The organism is Bacillus sp. UNCCL81 (assembly GCF_900112535.1).
Lineage (GTDB): Bacteria > Bacillota > Bacilli > Bacillales > Bacillaceae_G > Gottfriedia > Gottfriedia luciferensis_B.
In genome coordinates, this window is the sequence record NZ_FOMF01000002.1 from 233091 (window position 1) to 253146 (window position 20056).

At 30.0% G+C, this 20056-nt stretch carries 20 protein-coding genes and 1 other RNA gene; 14 read left to right on the forward strand and 7 right to left on the reverse strand.

Going from position 1 to position 20056, the window contains the following annotated elements; all coding sequences use genetic code 11:
• Positions 1-136 precede the first annotated feature (136 nt).
• Together BM319_RS01300 and BM319_RS01305 are read left to right on the forward strand one after the other, a co-directional pair.
• Positions 137-1651 carry a carboxypeptidase M32 gene (locus tag BM319_RS01300; RefSeq protein WP_091021099.1) on the forward strand — a complete coding sequence of 505 codons (1515 nt, stop codon included), beginning with the start codon at positions 137-139 and terminating at the stop codon, positions 1649-1651.
• 361 nt (positions 1652-2012) lie between these two features.
• A complete protein-coding gene (locus BM319_RS01305) occupies positions 2013-2216 on the forward strand; it encodes an aspartyl-phosphate phosphatase Spo0E family protein (RefSeq protein WP_069031948.1) in 204 nt (67 codons plus the stop codon).
• Positions 2217-2375: 159 nt separating this feature from the next.
• On the opposite strand, the gene BM319_RS01310 is transcribed toward BM319_RS01305, so the two are convergent.
• Positions 2376-2567 carry a hypothetical protein gene (locus BM319_RS01310; protein WP_091021100.1) on the reverse strand — a complete coding sequence of 64 codons (192 nt, stop codon included), beginning with the start codon at positions 2565-2567 and terminating at the stop codon, positions 2376-2378.
• 286 nt (positions 2568-2853) lie between these two features.
• On the opposite strand from BM319_RS01310, the gene BM319_RS01315 reads away from it, so the two are divergent.
• Entirely contained in the window at positions 2854-3315 is a 462-nt protein-coding gene (locus BM319_RS01315; RefSeq protein ID WP_091021101.1) for an RDD family protein, read from the forward strand.
• Between the two features lie 54 nt (positions 3316-3369).
• Here the strand turns inward: BM319_RS01315 and BM319_RS01320 are convergent, their stop codons facing one another.
• Together BM319_RS01320 and BM319_RS01325 are read right to left on the reverse strand one after the other, a co-directional pair.
• The gene (locus BM319_RS01320; protein ID WP_254664513.1) at positions 3370-3888 is read right to left on the reverse strand and encodes an SRPBCC family protein; all 519 of its coding nucleotides are present in this window, start codon (positions 3886-3888) and stop codon (positions 3370-3372) included.
• Positions 3889-4013: 125 nt separating this feature from the next.
• Positions 4014-4325, reverse strand: a complete 312-nt coding sequence (locus BM319_RS01325) for an ArsR/SmtB family transcription factor (RefSeq protein ID WP_091021102.1) — start codon at positions 4323-4325, stop codon at positions 4014-4016.
• Positions 4326-4548: 223 nt separating this feature from the next.
• Here BM319_RS01325 and BM319_RS01330 point away from each other — a divergent pair, with 223 nt between their 5' ends.
• The 6 genes from BM319_RS01330 (at position 4549) to ssrS (ending at position 12970) form a co-directional block, all read left to right on the forward strand.
• A complete protein-coding gene (locus tag BM319_RS01330) occupies positions 4549-6078 on the forward strand; it encodes a carboxypeptidase M32 (protein ID WP_091021103.1) in 1530 nt (509 codons plus the stop codon).
• A 326-nt stretch (positions 6079-6404) separates the two neighbouring features.
• Positions 6405-7496 (forward strand): type III polyketide synthase, encoded by a 1092-nt coding sequence (locus tag BM319_RS01335; RefSeq protein WP_069031953.1) that lies wholly within the window; start codon positions 6405-6407, stop codon positions 7494-7496.
• Positions 7496-7999, forward strand: coding sequence for an isoprenylcysteine carboxyl methyltransferase family protein (locus BM319_RS01340; RefSeq protein WP_069032252.1), 504 nt, complete (start codon positions 7496-7498; stop codon positions 7997-7999). The genes BM319_RS01335 and BM319_RS01340 overlap by 1 nt, the downstream gene beginning before the upstream one ends.
• 288 nt (positions 8000-8287) lie before the next feature.
• A complete protein-coding gene (locus BM319_RS01345) occupies positions 8288-11884 on the forward strand; it encodes a dynamin family protein (RefSeq protein ID WP_069031954.1) in 3597 nt (1198 codons plus the stop codon).
• A 30-nt stretch (positions 11885-11914) separates the two neighbouring features.
• Positions 11915-12739, forward strand: coding sequence for a sulfurtransferase (locus tag BM319_RS01350; RefSeq protein WP_069032253.1), 825 nt, complete (start codon positions 11915-11917; stop codon positions 12737-12739).
• 49 nt (positions 12740-12788) lie between these two features.
• A non-coding RNA gene (gene ssrS, locus BM319_RS01355) (6S RNA) lies at positions 12789-12970 on the forward strand.
• Between the two features lie 6 nt (positions 12971-12976).
• Here the strand turns inward: ssrS and BM319_RS01360 are convergent.
• The gene (locus tag BM319_RS01360; RefSeq protein WP_069031955.1) at positions 12977-13912 is read right to left on the reverse strand and encodes a DMT family transporter; all 936 of its coding nucleotides are present in this window, start codon (positions 13910-13912) and stop codon (positions 12977-12979) included.
• 16 nt (positions 13913-13928) lie between these two features.
• On the reverse strand, positions 13929-14309 hold the full coding sequence (locus tag BM319_RS01365) for a reverse transcriptase-like protein (RefSeq protein ID WP_069031956.1): 381 nt from the start codon (positions 14307-14309) through the stop codon (positions 13929-13931).
• Between the two features lie 133 nt (positions 14310-14442).
• Between BM319_RS01365 and BM319_RS01370 the strand changes: the two genes are divergently transcribed.
• Both BM319_RS01370 and BM319_RS01375 read left to right on the forward strand, forming a co-directional pair.
• Complete coding sequence (locus tag BM319_RS01370; RefSeq protein WP_091021104.1) at positions 14443-15099, forward strand: reverse transcriptase-like protein; 657 nt, start codon at positions 14443-14445, stop codon at positions 15097-15099.
• A 16-nt stretch (positions 15100-15115) separates the two neighbouring features.
• On the forward strand, positions 15116-15301 hold the full coding sequence (locus BM319_RS01375; RefSeq protein WP_069031958.1) for a zinc-finger domain-containing protein: 186 nt from the start codon (positions 15116-15118) through the stop codon (positions 15299-15301).
• A gap of 762 nt (positions 15302-16063) precedes the next feature.
• Here BM319_RS01375 and BM319_RS01380 read toward each other — a convergent pair.
• Positions 16064-16309 carry a DUF2564 family protein gene (locus BM319_RS01380; protein WP_069031959.1) on the reverse strand — a complete coding sequence of 82 codons (246 nt, stop codon included), beginning with the start codon at positions 16307-16309 and terminating at the stop codon, positions 16064-16066.
• 164 nt (positions 16310-16473) lie between these two features.
• On the reverse strand, positions 16474-16671 hold the full coding sequence (gene cspD, locus BM319_RS01385) for a cold-shock protein CspD (RefSeq protein ID WP_056466512.1): 198 nt from the start codon (positions 16669-16671) through the stop codon (positions 16474-16476).
• A 305-nt stretch (positions 16672-16976) separates the two neighbouring features.
• Here cspD and BM319_RS01390 point away from each other — a divergent pair, with 305 nt between their 5' ends.
• The 3 genes from BM319_RS01390 to BM319_RS01400 all read left to right on the forward strand — a co-directional run bounded on the left by BM319_RS01390 (position 16977) and on the right by BM319_RS01400 (position 19993).
• Entirely contained in the window at positions 16977-17201 is a 225-nt protein-coding gene (locus tag BM319_RS01390; RefSeq protein WP_069031960.1) for a hypothetical protein, read from the forward strand.
• A 167-nt stretch (positions 17202-17368) separates the two neighbouring features.
• Positions 17369-19534, forward strand: a complete 2166-nt coding sequence (locus tag BM319_RS01395) for a DNA topoisomerase III (protein ID WP_069031961.1) — start codon at positions 17369-17371, stop codon at positions 19532-19534.
• Between the two features lie 81 nt (positions 19535-19615).
• Positions 19616-19993: a hypothetical protein gene (locus tag BM319_RS01400; RefSeq protein ID WP_069031962.1), complete on the forward strand. Its 378-nt coding sequence runs from the start codon at positions 19616-19618 to the stop codon at positions 19991-19993.
• Positions 19994-20056 lie beyond the last annotated feature (63 nt).

Here is a 20056-nt window from a genome sequence, read left to right on the forward strand (position 1 = left end):
TTAATCATGTCTTTTATATAAACTTAATCACATGATTTCTGATAATGAAAGTGCTTTTTAAGCTTAATATTAATTCAATATAAAAGTTATGATAGAATGAAAATAACATCCTAAAATTTAGAAATGAGGGTTAAAAATGGTAATTAATAAAATACAAGAAGAATTTACTGACTATTTAAAGAAGATTGAAAATTATAATGAAGCAATTAATGTTTTGTATTGGGACCTAAGAACGGGTGCGCCTAAAAATGGAGCTGAACAAAGGTCAAATGTCATCAGTCAGCTTTCTACAGAAGTATTTGAAATGACAACATCAAGTACGATGGAAAACTATTTAAATTCATTGGAAAAAGATATAGGCACAGGAAACTTAAATGAAATCATTGAAAAATCTGTTAAGGAATGTAGGAAAAATTATGATTTAAACTGTAAAATCCCTAAAAATGAATATGCAGAATATGTAAAGCTTTGTTCATTAAGTGAAAATGCTTGGGAAGACGCTAAAAATGAAGGTGACTTTAGTAAATTCGAACCATATTTAGAGAAAATTGTAGCGATGAAAAAACAATTCATTGAATATTGGGGCTACAAAGATAAGAAATATGATACTTTATTAAGCTTTTATGAGCCTGGCATGACAACTGTGAAGCTTGATGAAGTTTTTGGTAAAGTAAGAGAAAGTCTTGTACCATTAGTTGCGAAAATTTCAAATTCGCAAACTAAACTAATTCGCAAAGAATTGTCACAACCGATCTCAATTGAGCTTCAAAAAGAAGTTAGTGAAGAAATACTTGAAAAATTAGGTTATAATTTCGATTCCGGTCGTTTAGATGAAACAGTTCATCCATTTCAGATTACTTTAAATCCTGGCGATGTTCGTGTAACAACAAAATACATAGAAGATAACTTTATGAGTGCGCTTTTTGGTACCATTCACGAATGTGGCCATGCACTTTATGAGCAAAATTTATCATCGAATTTAATAGGGACACCATTATGTGAAGGTGCATCGATGGGAATACACGAGTCTCAATCCCTATTCTTTGAAAATATGATCGGAAGAAGTAAAGAGTTTTGGGAAGCACAGTATGAAAATTTAATTGCGAAAACTGGTGAATATTTTAAAAATTTATCGGTAGAAGAATTTTATAAAGCAATAAACCATAGTGAGCCTTCGTTAATTCGAATTGAAGCGGACGAATGTACATATCCATTGCATATAATGGTTCGATATGAAATTGAAAAAGAACTGTTTGATGGTGATTTACAAGTAAAGGATTTGCCAAAAATATGGAATGATAAAATGGAAGAATACTTAGGTATCGTTCCATCAAATGATCGAGAGGGCGTTCTTCAAGATGTACACTGGGCAGGCGGAGATTTTGGTTATTTTCCTTCGTATGCATTAGGTGCGATGTACGCAGCACAGTTTAAGCATAAAATGAAACAGGATTTAAGCGATTATGAAACGATCCTAAAAAGCGGCGAGATTCATCAAATTGTTAATTGGCTAACTCTTAATATTCATCAATATGGAAAATTAAAAGAACCGAAAGAATTATTAGTAGATGTTACAGGCGAAGAGTTAAATGTAAAATACTTTATTGATTATTTAGAAGATAAATACTCTAAATTGTATAATTTAGTATAATCTAATTCGTGTGATGGAGGTTGTTAAGAACCTCCCCATACTTATTATTAAAGAAAACATTAAAAAATGATTAATTCCAAGTTGTTATTTTTTATGTTTTTTTAATAAGTTCAAAAAATAGACATATTTAGATATTTAATTAATTACTTTTTTATAGTATCATAGATAAAAATGAAAGCGTGTTCACAATTACTTATTTAGAAGAGTTGAATTTAATTAGGTGAAATATTGAAGAACTAAAGTAACCAAAATTAAGTTCAAAAAATATTCACATTTAGAAAGTCTTAAGATATTTTTTTTATAGTATTATAGTTAAAAATGAAAGCGTGTTCATACTTTTTTTGAAAAGGAGGTAATTTGAATGTTTTTTAGAACAGCCAGATCTTTAGAACGAAATATTGAAGAAAAACGAATCAAGTTGCAAGAAGCTCAAAATCAAAATAATGACAATCATCAAGAAGTAGTAAAGATTCGTCATCAGTTGGACACTGATTTAAGAGAACTACAGAAATTGTTGAAAACGGTTGCAGTTAAACAATCAAAAATTAATATTAAACCAATATGAAAAAATAGTAATAAGACCACTAATTATTTTTAGTGGTTTTATTTTTTTATAGTTAATTGCTTTCGTAAACCAAAAATAAACCTTGGATAATAAGGTTTTTCTCCGTTAAATGCGCAATTTTGATCTACTCATTAATTACTTTCATATAAATGCAAACTTTTATTCCTCATTTTTGAAAATGATAAATGCTAAAATAAAACTGAAAAAAGTGATTAAGCCAGCAACTATACCAGCAATATAGCGATTACTATAATGTATATAATTTTCTAATACAGTAATCGCTATTGAAGAAAAGGCACATGCAAATAGTGCTTGAGTAATACTCATTTTTCCTGTCAAAATTTTCTTCATGAAAGTTCTCCTTTCTAATTTACTATTTAAATTCAATAATTCTATTTAAATAGTAATTAGTCCTTTTTAAATGAAGTATCTTAATAAGAAGAGGGGGATATGACATTTATCAATCGTCAAAATAAGTAATACAATAAATAAAAATTGATAAAACAACCTATGCAGCTTGTTTAAAAAAATTAATTCAAATAGTTAAAAATCACTAATCAAAATCAAAATCCCCTAAGTATAATAGTGTATATCGATTAATATCCATTTTTTATAAAAATGTGGAATGAGGTTCTAGATGGATTTTGAACTGGCAAGTCGTATTAGAAGATTGTTTGCAGCTTGGATCGATGGCTCATTAAATCTTTTATTTTCTAAACTAGGGTTACTAATACTTGGGCTAGAAAGTAAAGACATTTTAGAATTCTTTATGTTTAGTAGTAAGCAACTGTTTTTATATTCAATTTGGTCGCTATTATTTATTTTCCTACTTTACGTCATTGTACCTACTTATATTTGGAACGGACAAACAATAGGAAAAAGATTATTAAGTATTATGGTTGTGAGGGATACAGATGACTTAGTTGATTTCAAAACAATGACAATACGTTCGATATTTGCTTTTGGTTGTCAGCTGAATTTGGCAATATTTATAGAAGCAATCGGAATTTTGTATCTAATTGATCTATTTTTTATCTTCCGAAAAGATCGGAAAACAGTACATGATTTAATCGCTAAAACGAAGGTTGTTTATTATTAATAGCACTAAAAAATACCCTTTAAAGCTATTTTCAAGCTTTAAAGGGTATTTATCTTATAATGATGTTTTAGCTAAATATGCATCTAGTTGGTCAAATGTACCAGTAAAGCCTTGTTGCATAGAATCTTTATTTGCAATAAATGCAGCAACTTCTTCATCAGTAGCATTGATTGGAAAACCTTTTAATGTAATCGTTGTTTTGCCATCATTTTCTTCTAAAGTTAAAGTGTTTTGAATTTCCAATGGCCAAACTTCAAAGAATGGAGCGCGAACCATATTACCTTCTTGATCAGAGAATGAATTAACAAAAACAATTTTCTCAGGTTCAATAATTTCACCAAAAACAAATAATCCCCACATTACGAATCCTTCTGGTGATTCCATTTTATAGTGGAATTTACCTCCTGGTCTAAATTCTAACGTTGCTACATCCATTTCAAAACCTGTTGGACCCCACCAGTTTTTAAGGTGTTCTGCTTCTGACCAAACCTTGAATACTAATTCACGAGGCGCATCAACAACCCTTGTTAAAACTAATCCTTGCTCATCTACATTAAACATATTTTTACTCATTATTAATTCCTCCATTTATTTTATTATTTCCTAAATTAGACATTATTTCCTTTTTTAAAACTAGGTACTTCTCCTTTCAATAATTGTTAGTATTAATTAAATTGTGTGCAATGAATAAGCTAAGATTATTTGCCTTGTAATTTTTTTAAATAATCGTCCAATTGATCGAATCTCTGTTCCCAGACGTGTCGGAATGACTTAATCCACGAATCAATTTCTTTTAGCGGCTGGGGTCTAAGTTTATAAATTCTTTTATTGGCGATTGGTTGAACTTCGACAAGCCCAGCTTCACTTAGAACGCGAAGATGCTTTGAAACCTGTGGTTGCTTAAGTCCTAAGCTTTCAGCTATTTCACCGACTGATAGAGGACCGTCACGTAAGAGTTCGACAATCTGTAACCGGTTCGGCTCTGCAAGAGCAATTAAAGTCGAATTCATAAATTTAATATACCTCATTAGGAATATTCCCGTCAAGGAATATTCAAAATATAATTTTGGATAATCTAAAAAAGACATGTGTAGTATTTACGAAGTGATTAGACAATATTCATTTTGTCGAGAAATATTGTTTGAAAAATATGATAATTCTTATTTATCCATATATTTTTTATGTTACTATTTAGCTGACTCAATAATTTGATTTTAAAAGGTGGGTGTTTTGATGAGCTTAAAAGATTATGAAGCTTCGTTTTTAGATTATGTAAGAAAAATGTTAAACATTGAAGAAGCAATTAGTGTTTTATATTGGGATCTTCGAACAGGTGCACCTAAAAATGCTGTAAGTCAGCGTTCAAATGTAATTAGTCAATTATCAGCCGATGTATTTAAAATGAGCATTTCAAAAGATATGGCTCATTATTTAATAACAATGGAAGAAGCCATTAGTGCAGGCAAATGTTCATTGGAAGTTGAAAAAACTGTAAAATACTTAAGAAAGCAGTACGATCGAAATACGAAAATACCAGTTGATGAGTTCGAAGCTTTTGTTAAATGCCAAGCAATTTCTGAGAGTGTTTGGGCAGAAGCAAAGGGAGAAAATAATTTTGCTAAATTTGAACCTTATTTAACTGAAATAATTGAGTATAAACGTAAGTTCGTTGAATATTTAGGATATAAAGACTGTAAATATGATACATATTTAGATCAATATGAACCTGGAATGACTGTAAATAAATTGGATGAAGTATTTTCAGAGGTAAGAAATAAATTAGTACCGATTGTTAAAGCTGTATCGACTAGTGGGAAAAACTTTGAAAAAGATGAAATGAAAGCATTTGTTTCGACGCAAAAACAAAAAGAAATATGTGAACAATTATTAGCATCTCTTGGTTATAATTTTGATGCCGGTAGATTAGATCCAACTCCACATCCTTTTGCTACTTCTCTGAATATAGGTGATGTTCGAGTAACAACGAAATATCATGAACATAATTTTGAAAAAGCCATTTTTAGTACAATTCATGAATGTGGTCATGCACTATATGAGCAAAACATTTCCAAAGATTTGGAAGGTTTACCGATTGCTCAAGGAGCGTCGTTAGGTATTCATGAATCTCAGTCGCTTTTATATGAAAAGATAATTGGACAAAGCTATGAATTCTGGAAAGCAAATTATCCTAAGTTAAGAGAGCAACTTAATGGAGTGTTAGATCATGTCTCTCTAAATGAATTTTATAAAGTGATAAATAATAGTAAGCCTTCGTTTATTCGTATTGAAGCTGATGAATTAACCTATCCTTTACATGTAATGATTCGTTATGAAATTGAAAAGGATTTATTAGATGGAAAAATTCAAGTTTCAGAACTTCCTTCAATTTGGAATCAAAAAATGGAGGAGTATCTAGGAATAATTCCTGAAACTGATCGAGAAGGTGTTTTACAGGATGTACATTGGTCAATGGGGCATTTTGGATACTTTCCAACTTATGCATTAGGTGCAATGTATGCTGCTCAAATTAAAGCAACAATGGAAAAAGAATTACCAAATTTTAGTGAATTAATTGAAACGAATGATTTTCAAACAATTCTTGATTGGTTAAAAGTAAATATTCATCAATATGGTGCAATGAAGGAACCACAACAAATTTTGAAGGATGTTACAGGTGAAGAATTAAATGTGAAATATTTTGTTGATTATTTAGAATCAAAATATACAAAATTGTATGAGTTGGAAGAAGTAAATAAATCATAATTGTAAATTAGAAATATTGTGGAGGATATATTAGAAGCTTTTTAATGGAAATAATTGCGAATGTAGATTCGAGTAAAATGAGATATACTAAAACTGCACAACAGAAAGAAAACTCCTTTGAAACGCTTAGACAATTCTTATTATTTGTTCATGGTCCATGAATGAATAGTGGATTGTCTTTTTTTTGTTTAAATTTTGCTACGAATTAAATTTTACAAATTTTTGAGCCTATTATGTCATCTTATTTCTATTCTAGGTTTTTCAAGTATTTAAGAATAATTTTCCAATTTAATACAAAAGGTAATGACTATAAGGAGTGGGAAATTATGCCTTTAATTTTATCTGTTGGGAAAGCTGTGCCAAAATATAAAATCGATCAGGAAAATATAGTACCTTTTATTCGAGAACTTTTTTTGAAAAGATACCCTTCAATCGATCGTTTATTATCTGTATTTCAAAACGGCGAGATTCAAAGTCGATATATTTCTAAGGAGCTTTCTTGGTATAGCGAAGAGCATAGCTTTGAGCAAAAAAATCAGGCTTACACTGAAATCTCAATTGAATTATCAATAGAAGCTATTAAAAACTGTTTGACAAGTAATGAATTTCTATCTTCGGAAATTCAATATGAAAAAATAGATGGAATTATTTTTGTCTCTTCGACTGGTATTTCAACCCCTACAATTGATGCTCATATCGCAAATATCCTGCCATTTAATTCTTCGATTAAGAGAATTCCTATATGGGGCTTAGGGTGTGCCGGTGGTGCTAGTGGTATATCTAGAGCATTTGATTATTGTAAAGCCCATCCAAAGTCAAATATTTTACTAGTTGCAGTTGAATTATGTAGTTTAACATTTCAAAAAGAAGATCTTTCCAAAAGTAATATAATAGGAACTTCATTATTTGCTGATGGAGCAGCAGCGGTTTTAGTTATTGGCGATGAGAGTGAGTTGAAAAATCGAACGATCCATAAATCTTTACCGTCAATTGAACAAACTAATTCAACTCTAATGCCTAATTCATTAGACGTAATGGGATGGGATGTTCGGAATGATGGTTTATTTGTCATTTTTTCAAGGGATATTCCTTCGATCGTAAAAAATTGGTTACAACCAGTTGTTTCAAATTTTTTAACGCAATATGAACTAACAATTAGGGATATTACCCATTTCATTGCTCATCCTGGAGGAAAAAAAGTATTGGACGCATATATCGATTCATTAGATCTTTCCGAAGCGAATATCGAAATTTCCTTAAATATTTTAAAATCATATGGAAATATGTCATCTTGTACTGTGTTATTTGTGTTAAGTGAGTATATGAAGTTAGGAAAAACGAATGAGCACGGTCTTCTTTGTGCTTTAGGACCAGGGTTTAGTTCAGAGTTATCACTGTTAAAGTGGGTAGAATGCTAATGTTAAAGATTATTTTTTTATTCATCATCATTCAAAGAGTGATTGAGCTAGGCATAGCAAAGAATAATGAAAAAAAATTAAAAATGCGGGGCGCACTTGAATATGGCCAAGAGCATTATAAATTTTTTATCATCTTACATAGCATGTTTTTTATTTCAATTCTAATTGAGAATTATTTCATTCGATATATAGAAATTAGATTTTTTACTTTTCTCCTCATCGTTTTTATCATATTACAATTAGCAAGGGTATGGGTTATTTCAACATTAGGAGAAAGATGGAATACAAAAATAATAATTTTACCTAATGAAAAATTAGTAAAACGTGGGCTTTATAAGTATATCAAGCATCCAAATTATATAATCGTTACCATAGAATTATTAGTAATACCTATTATGTTTCATGCGTATATTACAACTGTAATCTTTTCAGTTTGTAATTTAATTTTATTAAAAGTAAGAATCCGAGAAGAAAATAAAGCGCTTTTACAATCAATCGAATAGTTATTGACAAATGGAAAATAACTGATTATGATTAATGTAGAATGAAAATCATTATCAACTTCGAAAGGTTGTGCGTCAAATGGTTCTTGGATTTGTGTCAGCTACAATTCTTTTATACTTTTTACTAACTAAATATGTACTTAAACAAGTTCAAAACTAGGTGATGTTACCTAGTTTTTTTTATTTTATATGCATATGCCTATACATTCTTCTTCCAAATTAATATATATGGGGATAAAATAATGCTAGGGAAATTATTTGAGAATGAAATGAAATGGGGAAATCACGTTGCAAAACACTAAGATTAACAGAGGGGAATTACTGAATAAGGTTTCTTCAGGTATCAATTTACTTTCTGACCAAGGTAATTCGAAGGAATTATTCCAATTAAAAAAATTAGCATACAAAATACAAAATAAGGAAAGTTATTACGTATTTTGTGGGCATTTTTCTGCTGGTAAGTCATCTTTATTAAATGATCTTTTACAAGTAGAAAAACTACCTACAAGCCCAATTCCTACAAGTGCAAACGTTGTAAAATTAAAAAATGGCGAAAGTAAAATGTTAATTACTCTTAAAGATGGTGAAATGTATCAGATTCAAGAGGATATTCAAGTAGATGAACTCAAAAAGTTAGCTTCTGATAGTGGTTCAATTATTGAACTCGAGTGGGCACAAGAACTATTTAAAATTCCAACTGGATCTGTTTTAATTGATACTCCAGGGATTGATTCAACAGATATGGATCATTTAGAGGCGACAAACTCAGTAATTCATCTAGCGGATAGTATTTTTTATTTAATGGATTATCAACATGTTCATTCGAAAACAAATATTGATTTTATTCATAATTTAGTTGAAAAAAATAATAAAGTTTGTTTAGTCATTACATGTATTGATAAACACGATGAAACAGAATTGACGTTTGAACAATTTAAACAAGGTGTAATTGGAAACTTGAAAAAACAAGGATTAGGCAACTTACAAGTTTTTTATATTTCTACAAGAAATAAATCTGTAGATAATAACGAATATAACCAGTTTTTAAATCATTTAAATGACTTATACAGTCATCAAGAAGTAGTACAAATTGAAAATGACTATGCAAGTTTTTTAACAATTATGAACGAACAAATACAACAACTTGAGAACGATTACATTGATCTCGATCAAAATGCTGATGAGATTAGATCCGTTTATAATGATTTAAATAGTGAAATTGAAGTTATTGAAACATCAGTTTCTACATTTGAGGAAAATTGTTTGCAGTCTACGCAACAAGTTCTTACTAATTCAAACATTACACCATTTGAAATGAGAGAATTAGCATCAAAATATTTAGAATCAGAAAAGGCATTGCAAAATAAAGGATTATTTCAATCTAGAAAAAAACTTGAAAATGCTTTACATGAATCTAAAAGTCAATTTATTCAAAAGGTAAAGGAATTAACAAATAAACAAATTGAGTATTTTGTAAAAGAAGCAGCAATTCGAACTGTAAAACAAATTGAAAATAATAAAATTGATAGTAGTGACTTTGATAATATCTTAGAGCCTAATTTGAGTGATGAGGTAATTTGTCCAAAGCCATCGCATTTGATTGATACAGGTGGAAACTATTTATTACAGTATACGAAGGAAGTAAGTGAAGGTATTAAGGCTGTATACCGTAAAAGTATTTCCGAATTTATTTACACACTTTCAAAAGAACTTAAAGTACAAAATGAATCAACTATTCTAAAATTAAAAAATCAAAAAAATGATTTGCAATCAAAAATAGATGGATTTGATGAATTAGATTTTAATAATCAAAAAATTTCACATATGGTTTCAGAAATTAAGACGATTTTAAATAATGATCAAGAAATAAATCAAGACTTGCCTGAAATTAAGCCTACTTTAATATCCGTAAGTGAATTAATTAATCACAAAATCTTAACTGTTCAAGCACCGGAAATAAAAGAAGAACTTATTACTGACATTGAACAAACTAATTCAAAAAAATATTCAAACGAAGAAATTCAAGCTAAATATGAGGTTGCTGATTTTATATTAGACGAATTAACTTCAAATAAATTTATACAGAGTAAAATCGGTATTCTAAAAGAAAAAAGAGAACAAATAAAATCAAACGAATACACAATTGCATTATTCGGAGCGTTTAGTTCAGGAAAAACATCGTATATAAATACTTTACTTGGCGATCGTGTATTACCTGTTTCTCCACACCCAACAACAGCGGCAATTTGTAAGATTAAACGCTCAACAGCTGAATCTGGTAATAAAAAAGCTGATGTGAGTTATAAATCAGAAGAATCTTTAAAAGAAGAGTTTCTTGATTTCTTTAAAAAATGGGGCGTAGAAGCAAATGAAAAAGAGTGGTTTAGTACCCTTCAAAATTTAATTAAGAAACAAAAGGATAAAATTCCTACTGATGCTTTCGTTTATGCAGAAAGCGTATGTCAAAATTATGAAGAAATGAGAAGTTTATTAGGTACAATTAAGCGATATGACTTAAGTGAGTATGTAAGTGTAATTAGTGAAGAAAATAGAGCATGTTTTGTAAAAGAAAGTACAGTTTATTTCGATTGTGAGATCACGTTAAGTGGGATTGTATTAGTGGATACACCAGGGGGAAATAGTATCCATTCAAGACATACTGAACTAGCATTCGACTATTTGAAAAAAGCTGATTTAATTCTATATGTTGCACATTATCAACATGCCTTTACACGTCAAGATGAATCTTTCTTAATGCAAATCGGGCGAATGAGAGAAAGCTTTGATAGTGATAAAGTTTACTTTGTGTTAAATGCTTCGGATTTAGCAAAGGATCAAAACGAAATCGAAATCGTGCAAAATTTCTTTGTAAACCAATTAACGAAACTAGGGGTTCGTTTCCCATCTGTGTTTGCTATTTCAAGTATGCTTCAGATGAAGGGATATGGTGATTTAGAGTTAAATTTAGAAATCGAGAATAATTATAAGAAATTAAATACGAAAATCCAAAATTTCTTCCAATTTGAGATTGCCAATGAAGTCTTTAAAACATTTATTAATGACCTATTAACAATTGAAAAAATCTTACGTGATACAATTAATCGTTTCGAAAGAATTAAACGTGAAAAAGATCAATTTTTCAACGAACTGGAGCAAATTCAGAAAAAAGTTAAAGAAGCGATTAAAAATGCAGAACCTACTAATTTACCTAGAGCATTTATGAAAGAAAACGAACAATTGATTTTCTTTATCGAAAAGCGTATTGAATTAAGGATGAGAGATTTATTCCCTTATTTCTTTAATCCAAGTGTTTTCAATAATACAACAAAAAATATTAAACAATTATTTGTAACGAAAATTCGTGAATTTATTTATGAAGTATTGGAAGAGATTTTAAAGGAATTAAGAGTAACTGGATTTAGATTAGAGAAGTTTTTAACGAATGAAATTTCAATGTCGCAAGATCGAGTAATTGGTGAAATACATTCTATTCAATCTGAATTTATCGTTCAAAAAAGTGAAATTAATGAAATCTTACCTGTTTCGATAAAAAATCCTGATCAATTTATTAATGTAGATCGTTTTGAAAGTTTAAAGAATTACTTCAAAAATCCAAAAAGCTTTTTTGTTGAAAACATGAAAGAAACGATGATTGATGAATGCATTAATGAGTTGAGAACACCATTAAAAGACTATTTAGCAAATATGAATAGCTTATTTACAGAGCATTATCACATTCAATATGTTGATGCATTAAATTCTGTATTGCTCAACTGTAGCAATCAAATCGAAAATGATGTTCAACAAACAATTAAAGCAACTGAAAACTTAAATGAAGTAGTAGTAGATGAAAAAGTATTAAACTTATTCAAAAAATTAATTTAATATGAGGGTGGACAATTAAAATTGAAAAACATTATTGATGTAAACATTGCAAATAAATTGCGCTTAAATAAAAATGTTGTATTTTTAGATTGTCGATTTCAATTGTCAAATCCTGAATATGGCTTAAGTGAGTATAAGAAAAATCATATTCCGCTTTCTCGTTATGTTGATTTAAATAATGACTTATCTAGTCCTGTACAAAAGCATGGAGGCAGACATCCGTTACCAAATTTAAATGTTTTTGGAAATCTTTTAGGAGATCTAGGGATCGATCATGATACGATTGTTATTTGTTATGACGATGGTACGAATGATAATGCCGCAAGATGTTGGTTTTTATGTAATTTGGTGGGGCATCAGTATACTTTTGTTTTAAATGGTGGTTATAAAAAATGGATGGAAAATGATTTTGAAGTAACGACAAAAATTGAAGAAGTCATACCTAAAAAATTCGAGATTAATGTCCAAGATTATATGATAACTTCGATGAATGAAGTTAAGGAGAATGGTGAAAAAGAAGATTTCAATTTAATTGATTCTAGAGAATTGATTCGTTATATTGGTGAATTTGAACCAATTGACAGAATTGCTGGTCATATACCTGGAGCAAAAAATTCATTTTGGAAAGATGTTTTAAATGAATCGGGAGAATTTAAAACAAAAGAAGAATTACAAGAACTATTCAATCCATTCAAGAATGGGGATGAAACAGTAGTTTATTGTGGCTCAGGTGTCACTGGCTGTGTAAATTATTTAGGATTAGTTGAAGCTGGATATACAAATGTAAAACTGTATCCAGGAAGTTTTAGTGATTGGATTTCTTATGAAGAAAATGTAGTGAAAAGGGAAAAATAATTAGTTGCAAAATAGTTTTAGTTGGTATAGAATGAGAATACAAATTAAACAAAACCTGCTGTGTGCGTTGTCAGTTTATGTCTTAAACCAATGATTTGTTTACCGGAAGACCAATATTTAAGTAACAACATCGTGCCTACATATAGGAGGATGAGCGTTACTTGTGAGGACATCCACCTTGGAGTTCGGTTTACTTAGACATAAATGAATAACGGCATTTGCGGGAAAAAAAACCATTCACATTTTGTGAATGGTTTTTTCTTCTTTATATAATTGCTTTTTACTTTTGGTCTTTCTAATTTGAGTTACGATCGTAGAAACTAAAATCAAGCTGCAACCGAATAAACCAATTTCTTGTAATCTTTCTCCACCATAATAATACCCAGTAATCGCTGCAAAAACTGGCTCGGTAGCGAGAATAATCCCTACTTCAGTCGCACTTATTGTACGTTGGGCAAACATTTGGATAAAGAAAGCTGCAGCGGTGCAAAAAATTGCTGTAAATAGAATTGAAAAAACAAAATATTTATTTGTCCATAATGCATGGTTGAAAATGACTTGCCAATCTTCAAAGATTAAAGCAAATGTCCATGAGGCTAAACCTACAAAAGTTATTTGTACAGTTGCCAGTTGTAGTGAATTATAATTCGGTGAGTAGATCGTTGAATAAATAATATGAAGAGCAAACGCAATCGCACTAAAAAAGGAAATAATATCACCAGAATTAAACTTGGAATTTGTTGATAGTGTTAATAAAAATAATCCGATGAAGGCAATGATTGCACATACATTTTCCCGTAAAGTTGGTTTTTTCTTATATTTAAAGAATAAAAGAAAAGGAACAATCGCAACACTAATACCTATTATAAAACCTGATTTGGATATCGACGTGTAATGTAATCCAAATGTTTGAAATACAAAGCCTAGAAATAAAAATAATCCGATAACGATTCCGGGGAAAATAAACCCAGCTTTTCCGCGATGTCTTTTATTATTTTTTCGATTTAATAAAGTTTGAACTGTAAATAATATAATTGCTGCTACTATAAATCGTAATGCATTAAATGTAAATGGTTGGACAAACTTAAGTGTTTCTTTAACAATGAAAAGCGAAGAACCCCAAATGAAGGACACAAAGAGTAAAGAAGAAAAAGCGATTAATTTATTTTTCATATCGTCCATTCCTTTTTTATTTTATAGCTTTTCGAGCAAGTTCATCAGCAACCTTATTTGCGCTTGATGGAATCCATTTAATAAAGAAAAGATCAAGTTGATTAATCAACTTAAGTGATTTCTCTAATAAAGGAATAAATAATTCGTTTTTCGAATATTTCTTATCAATACTTTCTTCAACGACTTTTGAATCTGTACGGAATGAAACCATTGCTAAATTGTTTTTGACACAATAATCTAGAGCAAGTAGTAATGCATGAAACTCAGCTTCATGATTAGACATCGAATCTAATGGAAAACTTAAAAAAACAGGCTCTTTAATTCCTTTTATGAAAATACCTGCACCTGAGGGCCCGGGATTTCCTTTGGAAGCTCCGTCAATATAAACTTCAATCATAGTAAACCTCCAACACTTATATATGTATCATTTTAGTATATATTCAAAAAAATGAAAACTTAAAAAATGAATTAAGTAATTTTATATTCAACCATAGGCTAGTCTAAAATAAAGAATAGAGAAGGTGTGTCGGATGAAGCTAAAAATCAGTTGGAAGTATCAAACTAAAAAGAAATATCAAATTACACTTGAAACTGAATGGTTAGAAATAAAAGAAGCACTACTTTTAGCGGAAGATTTCGAAAGTACAGGTAGAACAAGAGAAATTATCTTTTTAGATCAATTCGACACTGAGTGGACTAAAAAACAAGTAATAAAGTACTTAAAAGAGATCGAAGAAGAACCTCATAATATTTCAATATTTTTTGACGGTGGATTTGATTTAGCAACATCTATATCTGGAATAGGGGTATGCTTATACTTTAGTCAAAATGGTAAAAACTATCGAAAAAGGTTTAATGAAAAATTAGATGGGTTAATGACAAATAATGAAGCGGAGTTTGCTGCAATAGAAAATGCAATCCTACTATTAGAGGAAATGAATATAACTGGACAAACCATTGTCATTAAAGGAGATTCACAAGTGGTCATTAATCAATTAAATGGAGATTGGCCTTGTTATGAAGAACAACATGAACGATTCATAAATCGAATTGAAAGAAAATGTAAAAACTTAAAATTAACCTTACAATTAGAACTGATTAAACGTAATGATAATAAAGAAGCTCATAATCTAGCAACGCAAGCACTTAAAGGGAATAAGATAATAAGTACAATTGAAGTTACTTGAAGAGGTGAAATGAATTATGGAACGTAAAGAAATCTTGGACGAAATAGATACGTTAATAAAGACATATTGTGATGGATGTTTTGTCTATAAACATTTTAGAAAAGACCATAGCCAAAAATTCGCACAATCATTTTGTATTAATAAATGTACAATTGGAGAAAAAATAAAAACGATCGGTAAGCAATTAACTTCGGACTGTTAACTAGCCACTAACTTAGGTTAATTAAATTATCAAATTTTCTTAATAGGAGTAGAGTGATGTTGATTTCCACTACAGGATGCTCGCTTTCCATGGGGCGAGATTCTTTAGCCTCCTCGGCAAGCCTGCGGGGTCTTTAGCCTTCCCGCAAATCCCATAGGAGTCGAGCACCCTTCCGTTCCAATCAACTTACTCATCAAAAAAAAGTCTGCAATAAACCTTAAGCAAATAGCCTTTACTTAGAATAAGCTAACTGTTGGGTATTAAGTAGCTTTTAAGTCAATAAAACTGGAACATTAATTAAACTTATCAATTGAATTTGTTTTTCTAAAAATTAGCACATAATATTTTAAACTCTCAAAAAAATCATTGCTAGTGCTATTAGAATCATGAAATTGCTCAAACAGATTAACATTTAAAATCATTAAAAAATCATACAGAAAATGATAACTTCATCATTAATAAATGTTCATTTAAATGTCCGTTTCCCTATTGACAATTTTATTTTCAAAACTCTGAAAAGAAGGTCCAATTTAAAGTACCTTCATTTTTATGTTGTTGAAAAATGTAGTTTGTCAATTTAATAAGATTGTCTTGTTGTTTCTACTGAAGGATGCTCGCTTACCATGGGGCATGAGTTGAGCTTCCTCGTTCCAGAAGAACAAACTATCAATAAATTCTACTTAGCATTCCATTTTTCAATATAGACAAAGTCTTTTCAATACATTAAAAAAGAAGGTACTAATAAAAGTACCTTCTTTTTCATTATATCTGAGCTTCTCTTATTTGTTGCTCAATTTGCATTAAGTCTTCTTCTTGTTTCTGTAAAAACTCATCATCTAAATCAGTAGCAAGGCCTTTCATTTTTTCAAGCTGTTCTCTTGCTTGATTCACTGCAGTAGTTGCATCTGTTAATTGTTGTTCGTCCATGCTCATTGTTGCATAGCCCACAAGCTTTTGAGCAGCTTTAACTTTCATTTCAACATCCTCAAAATTATTAAAGTTTGACATAAACACCCTCCTTATTTCACTTCGTAGTATTCCCAAATATATTAGGAATCATGAAAAGGAAGAGGATTTTTTTGTTTAAGTATACTGAATAATTCTTATTATGATTTTTTGGGAAAAATAAAAAAGGACTGATAAAATCAGTCCTCTATGTAGTCAAGTTTATATTATAGCTTTACTACGTTAGCAGCTTGAGGTCCACGGTTACCTTCAACAATGTCAAAAGAAACTTCAGCACCTTCTTCTAATGATTTGAATCCGTCAGTTTGGATTGCTGAGAAATGTACGAATACATCGTCTCCACCTTCAACTTCGATGAATCCGAAACCTTTTTCATTGTTGAACCATTTTACTTTTCCTTGCATTTTTCTTTTCCTCCTAAAACATTGCACATGAAGCGCGAAAGAATTTCCATTTATTAATAATATTAATAATAAATGTTGAAATTAATATACAACTATTAAGAATATAAGTCAAGTAAGCGCTTAATATCAAAATATGCGTTCAATTGACTTAAAAATTTCATAAATAAAATAAAAAGTTAAAATGAATTTGTGAAATTATTCACAAATTAAAAAGTACATGATATACTACAACCAAGGTAAGAAGTTTAAATTACTATTAAGAATCAATCTTGATTTCACTTTATATAGAGACGGAGAGATGAAAAATGATTCATTGTGAATGGATTGAATTTAATATTGAAAATGATTTAATTACAGAGGAAAAATTTGAAGAAATGATGAATGATACTTTTCAAGCAATGATGGTTGACGAAAATAACTTTCCTCGATATATATGGACAGCTAACTACGTTGTGATTGTAACAAAACGAATTAAAATATTAGAAGAAGTAGAATTAATTCAAATACCACGTAATCCAGCTTGTAGTTAAAAGCTCCTAATGATGAAGAGAAGTAAAGGCAGTTAAAAGAGGGTGAATTCTTTTGGCACTGCCTTTTTCTGTTTCTTCCTGCTTTCCCTACCATTACTTAAGTTATATAATAACTATATCTATCAAATAAAGTGATAACAAAATTAGTTTAAATTGTGAGGAAGAAAATGAAATTAATTATTGCCGAAAAGCCTGATCAAGGTTTAAAGCTTGCAGCCCCTTTTAAGTTCCAAAAGAAAAAAGGGTTCTTAGTCATTCAACCTAACGAGTTTTTTCCAAAGGGTGCTTATTTAACTTGGGCTATTGGACATTTATGTGAGTTATTATCACCCGAAGAATATGATGAAAAATGGAAAAAGTGGTCATTAAATACTTTGCCAATTATACCTAATCGCTTTGGACATAAAGTATCAAAAGGAAAATGGGATCAATTTTCAATCATTAAGAATTTAGTCCATTTAGATGAGGTAACTGAAATAATTCTTGCAGGTGACTGTGAACGGGAAGGAGAACATATCGTTCGCCTTATTTTAAATTTAGCTGGAAATAAAAAACCAATGAGAAGACTATGGATTTCGTCATTAACAGAAAATGCTGTTAAAAAAGGATTTAGTCAACTATTGGATGAAAGTGAAACAAAAAGCTTATTCTTTGAGGCATATAGCCGTGCATGTGCTGATTGGTTAGTTGGGATGAATGCCTCAAGAGTATATTCATTACATTTACAAAAAAAAGGAATCCAGGATGTATTTTCGTTAGGAAGAGTTCAAACACCTACATTAGCTCTTATTGTCAAAAGAGAACTTGAGATTGAACGGTTTAATTCCGAACCATATTGGGAGGTTTTTGCTACATTTCAATTTGATAAGCAAAAGTTTTTTGGTAAATGGCATAACGAATTAGAATCTAAAATTATGTCAAAGGAATTAGCTGAAAAAATTGCTAGCTTTTGTGAAAATAAAAACGTAAAAATTACTGATATTGAGCAAGAAAGAAAAGAGTTTCAACCACCTTTTCTTTATAATTTATCGGCACTCCAAGCTGATGCAAACAGTAAATATAAATTTTCACCACAAAAAACACTCGAGATTGCACAAAAACTTTATGTCAAAGGGAATATTTCATACCCTCGTTCAGACTCAAGTTTTATTACGAAAGAAGAAGCAATGATGCTCCCAGATATATTGAAAAAACTTGAAAATATTGAGCAATTTTCAAAATTCTTTCCTCTGCCAAATCAATCAATATTAAATAATAGTCGTTTCGTTAATGAGAAAAAGGTCACTGATCACTATGCAATTATTCCTACTGAGCAAGTACCAAATGTCCATAAAATGAATGATGAGGAATTGAAAATATATGAATTAATTGTAAATCGTTTAATTAGTGCACATTATCCTAATTCAATTTTTGATTATACAACAATTCATACGTTAGTAGACTCTCGAGCGACTTTTATTTCAAAAGGGAAAATAATGGTTCAAGAAGGTTGGCGTAAAGTCATATTCGAAAAATCAAAAGAAAAAAATACAGAGGAACAAAATTTACCTGTTGTTGAAACTGGGCAAGAAGGAATTGTTAAAAAGGTAGAGGTAAAAGAAAAGAAAACTCAAGCACCTAAACGATATACAGAGGGACAATTAATAACATTAATGAAGTCTGCCGGAAAACATATTGATAATCCCGAATTAACGAAAATTTTAAATAAAACTGAAGGACTAGGTACTGAGGCAACAAGGGCTGGTATTATTGGTACTTTAAAAAATAGAAAATATATTGACGTTAAGAAAAATCAAGTTTTCGCTACAGATAAAGGGAAGCTTATCATTTATGCCCTAGGGGAAAATATTTTAACTTCACCTGAAATGACGGCAAAATGGGAACAGAGATTAAGTGAAATTGGTGAAGGAAAAGCAAGTAGTCTTGAGTTTATGGAACAAACCAAAAAATTAACTGAAAAAATAATACTTGATGCATATGAAAACGAAAAGATATGGAATTTTTCAGAATTTAAAATTGAAGAGATGCAAAATTCGAAGTTTGGGCCGAAGAAAAAATCAACTAGTGTAGGAAAATGTATTAAATGCGGTGGTAAAATGATCGATAAAGGATCATTTTATGGTTGTGATCAATTCCAAAAAACAAAATGTGAAGTTACAATTTCAAAAAAAATATTAGGAAAAACAATTACAAAGGCGCTAATAAAGCAGTTGTTAAACGGTGAGACTACAGAAGTTATTAAAGGATTTTCAAAGGATGGCAAAGAATTTGAGGCTTCTTTAAAGTTTAATGAATCAGGAAAGATTATGTTTATCCAAAATTCCATTAAATAAAGTGAGGCATAATGTAATTTAACTAGTCAATTCTATTTTTTATTGCATATACTTATATACAATGATAATAGGAGGATTAGAGTGAAGGAATTCTATAGCAATGAACAAGTTTTTCTAACTGGTGGAATTGTTCCTTCCGTCTATTCATTATGTATAGACTGTAATCGGAAAATTGTACATGTCCTTGACTTGGATCGTGTGGGCACTAGGCCTGTATGTGTATCATTTTCTAACAGTTTTGCAGAAAATATTTTTGAACAAATAAGCTTATCAACGTTAGGAAGTTACTTAGAATACCAATACTTAATTTATACTACAGAAGGTATTGTAACAAAGTGGAAAAATAACGAACTAGTAGCCTTAACTAATTTAGATGAATGTAAGCCGGAATTCATTAGTTTAATGAAAGAAAGAAGAAATACATGGTCTAAATATAAAGCTTTATACAATCGAAAATAAATAAAAAGGATTACTCGTTGATTTTTAGAGTAATCCTTTTTCAATTTGGAATCAAAATTAGAA

Excerpts from the sequence above, each read along its gene's own strand:
- BM319_RS01340 (WP_069032252.1), top strand. The coding sequence starts at position 7,496 with ATGTTAAAGATTATTTTTTTATTCATCATCATTCAAAGAGTGATTGAG.
- BM319_RS01370 (WP_091021104.1), top strand. The coding sequence starts at position 14,443 with ATGAAGCTAAAAATCAGTTGGAAGTATCAAACTAAAAAGAAATATCAA.
- BM319_RS01380 (WP_069031959.1), bottom strand. The coding sequence starts at position 16,309 with ATGTCAAACTTTAATAATTTTGAGGATGTTGAAATGAAAGTTAAAGCT.
- BM319_RS01315 (WP_091021101.1), top strand. The coding sequence starts at position 2,854 with ATGGATTTTGAACTGGCAAGTCGTATTAGAAGATTGTTTGCAGCTTGG.
- BM319_RS01365 (WP_069031956.1), bottom strand. The coding sequence starts at position 14,309 with ATGATTGAAGTTTATATTGACGGAGCTTCCAAAGGAAATCCCGGGCCC.
- BM319_RS01395 (WP_069031961.1), top strand. The coding sequence starts at position 17,369 with ATGAAATTAATTATTGCCGAAAAGCCTGATCAAGGTTTAAAGCTTGCA.
- BM319_RS01300 (WP_091021099.1), top strand. The coding sequence starts at position 137 with ATGGTAATTAATAAAATACAAGAAGAATTTACTGACTATTTAAAGAAG.
- BM319_RS01390 (WP_069031960.1), top strand. The coding sequence starts at position 16,977 with ATGATTCATTGTGAATGGATTGAATTTAATATTGAAAATGATTTAATT.
- cspD (WP_056466512.1), bottom strand. The coding sequence starts at position 16,671 with ATGCAAGGAAAAGTAAAATGGTTCAACAATGAAAAAGGTTTCGGATTC.
- BM319_RS01360 (WP_069031955.1), bottom strand. The coding sequence starts at position 13,912 with ATGAAAAATAAATTAATCGCTTTTTCTTCTTTACTCTTTGTGTCCTTC.
- BM319_RS01375 (WP_069031958.1), top strand. The coding sequence starts at position 15,116 with ATGGAACGTAAAGAAATCTTGGACGAAATAGATACGTTAATAAAGACA.
- BM319_RS01320 (WP_254664513.1), bottom strand. The coding sequence starts at position 3,888 with ATGAGTAAAAATATGTTTAATGTAGATGAGCAAGGATTAGTTTTAACA.
- BM319_RS01325 (WP_091021102.1), bottom strand. The coding sequence starts at position 4,325 with ATGAATTCGACTTTAATTGCTCTTGCAGAGCCGAACCGGTTACAGATT.
- BM319_RS01335 (WP_069031953.1), top strand. The coding sequence starts at position 6,405 with ATGCCTTTAATTTTATCTGTTGGGAAAGCTGTGCCAAAATATAAAATC.
- BM319_RS01330 (WP_091021103.1), top strand. The coding sequence starts at position 4,549 with ATGAGCTTAAAAGATTATGAAGCTTCGTTTTTAGATTATGTAAGAAAA.
- BM319_RS01305 (WP_069031948.1), top strand. The coding sequence starts at position 2,013 with ATGTTTTTTAGAACAGCCAGATCTTTAGAACGAAATATTGAAGAAAAA.
- BM319_RS01310 (WP_091021100.1), bottom strand. The coding sequence starts at position 2,567 with ATGAAGAAAATTTTGACAGGAAAAATGAGTATTACTCAAGCACTATTT.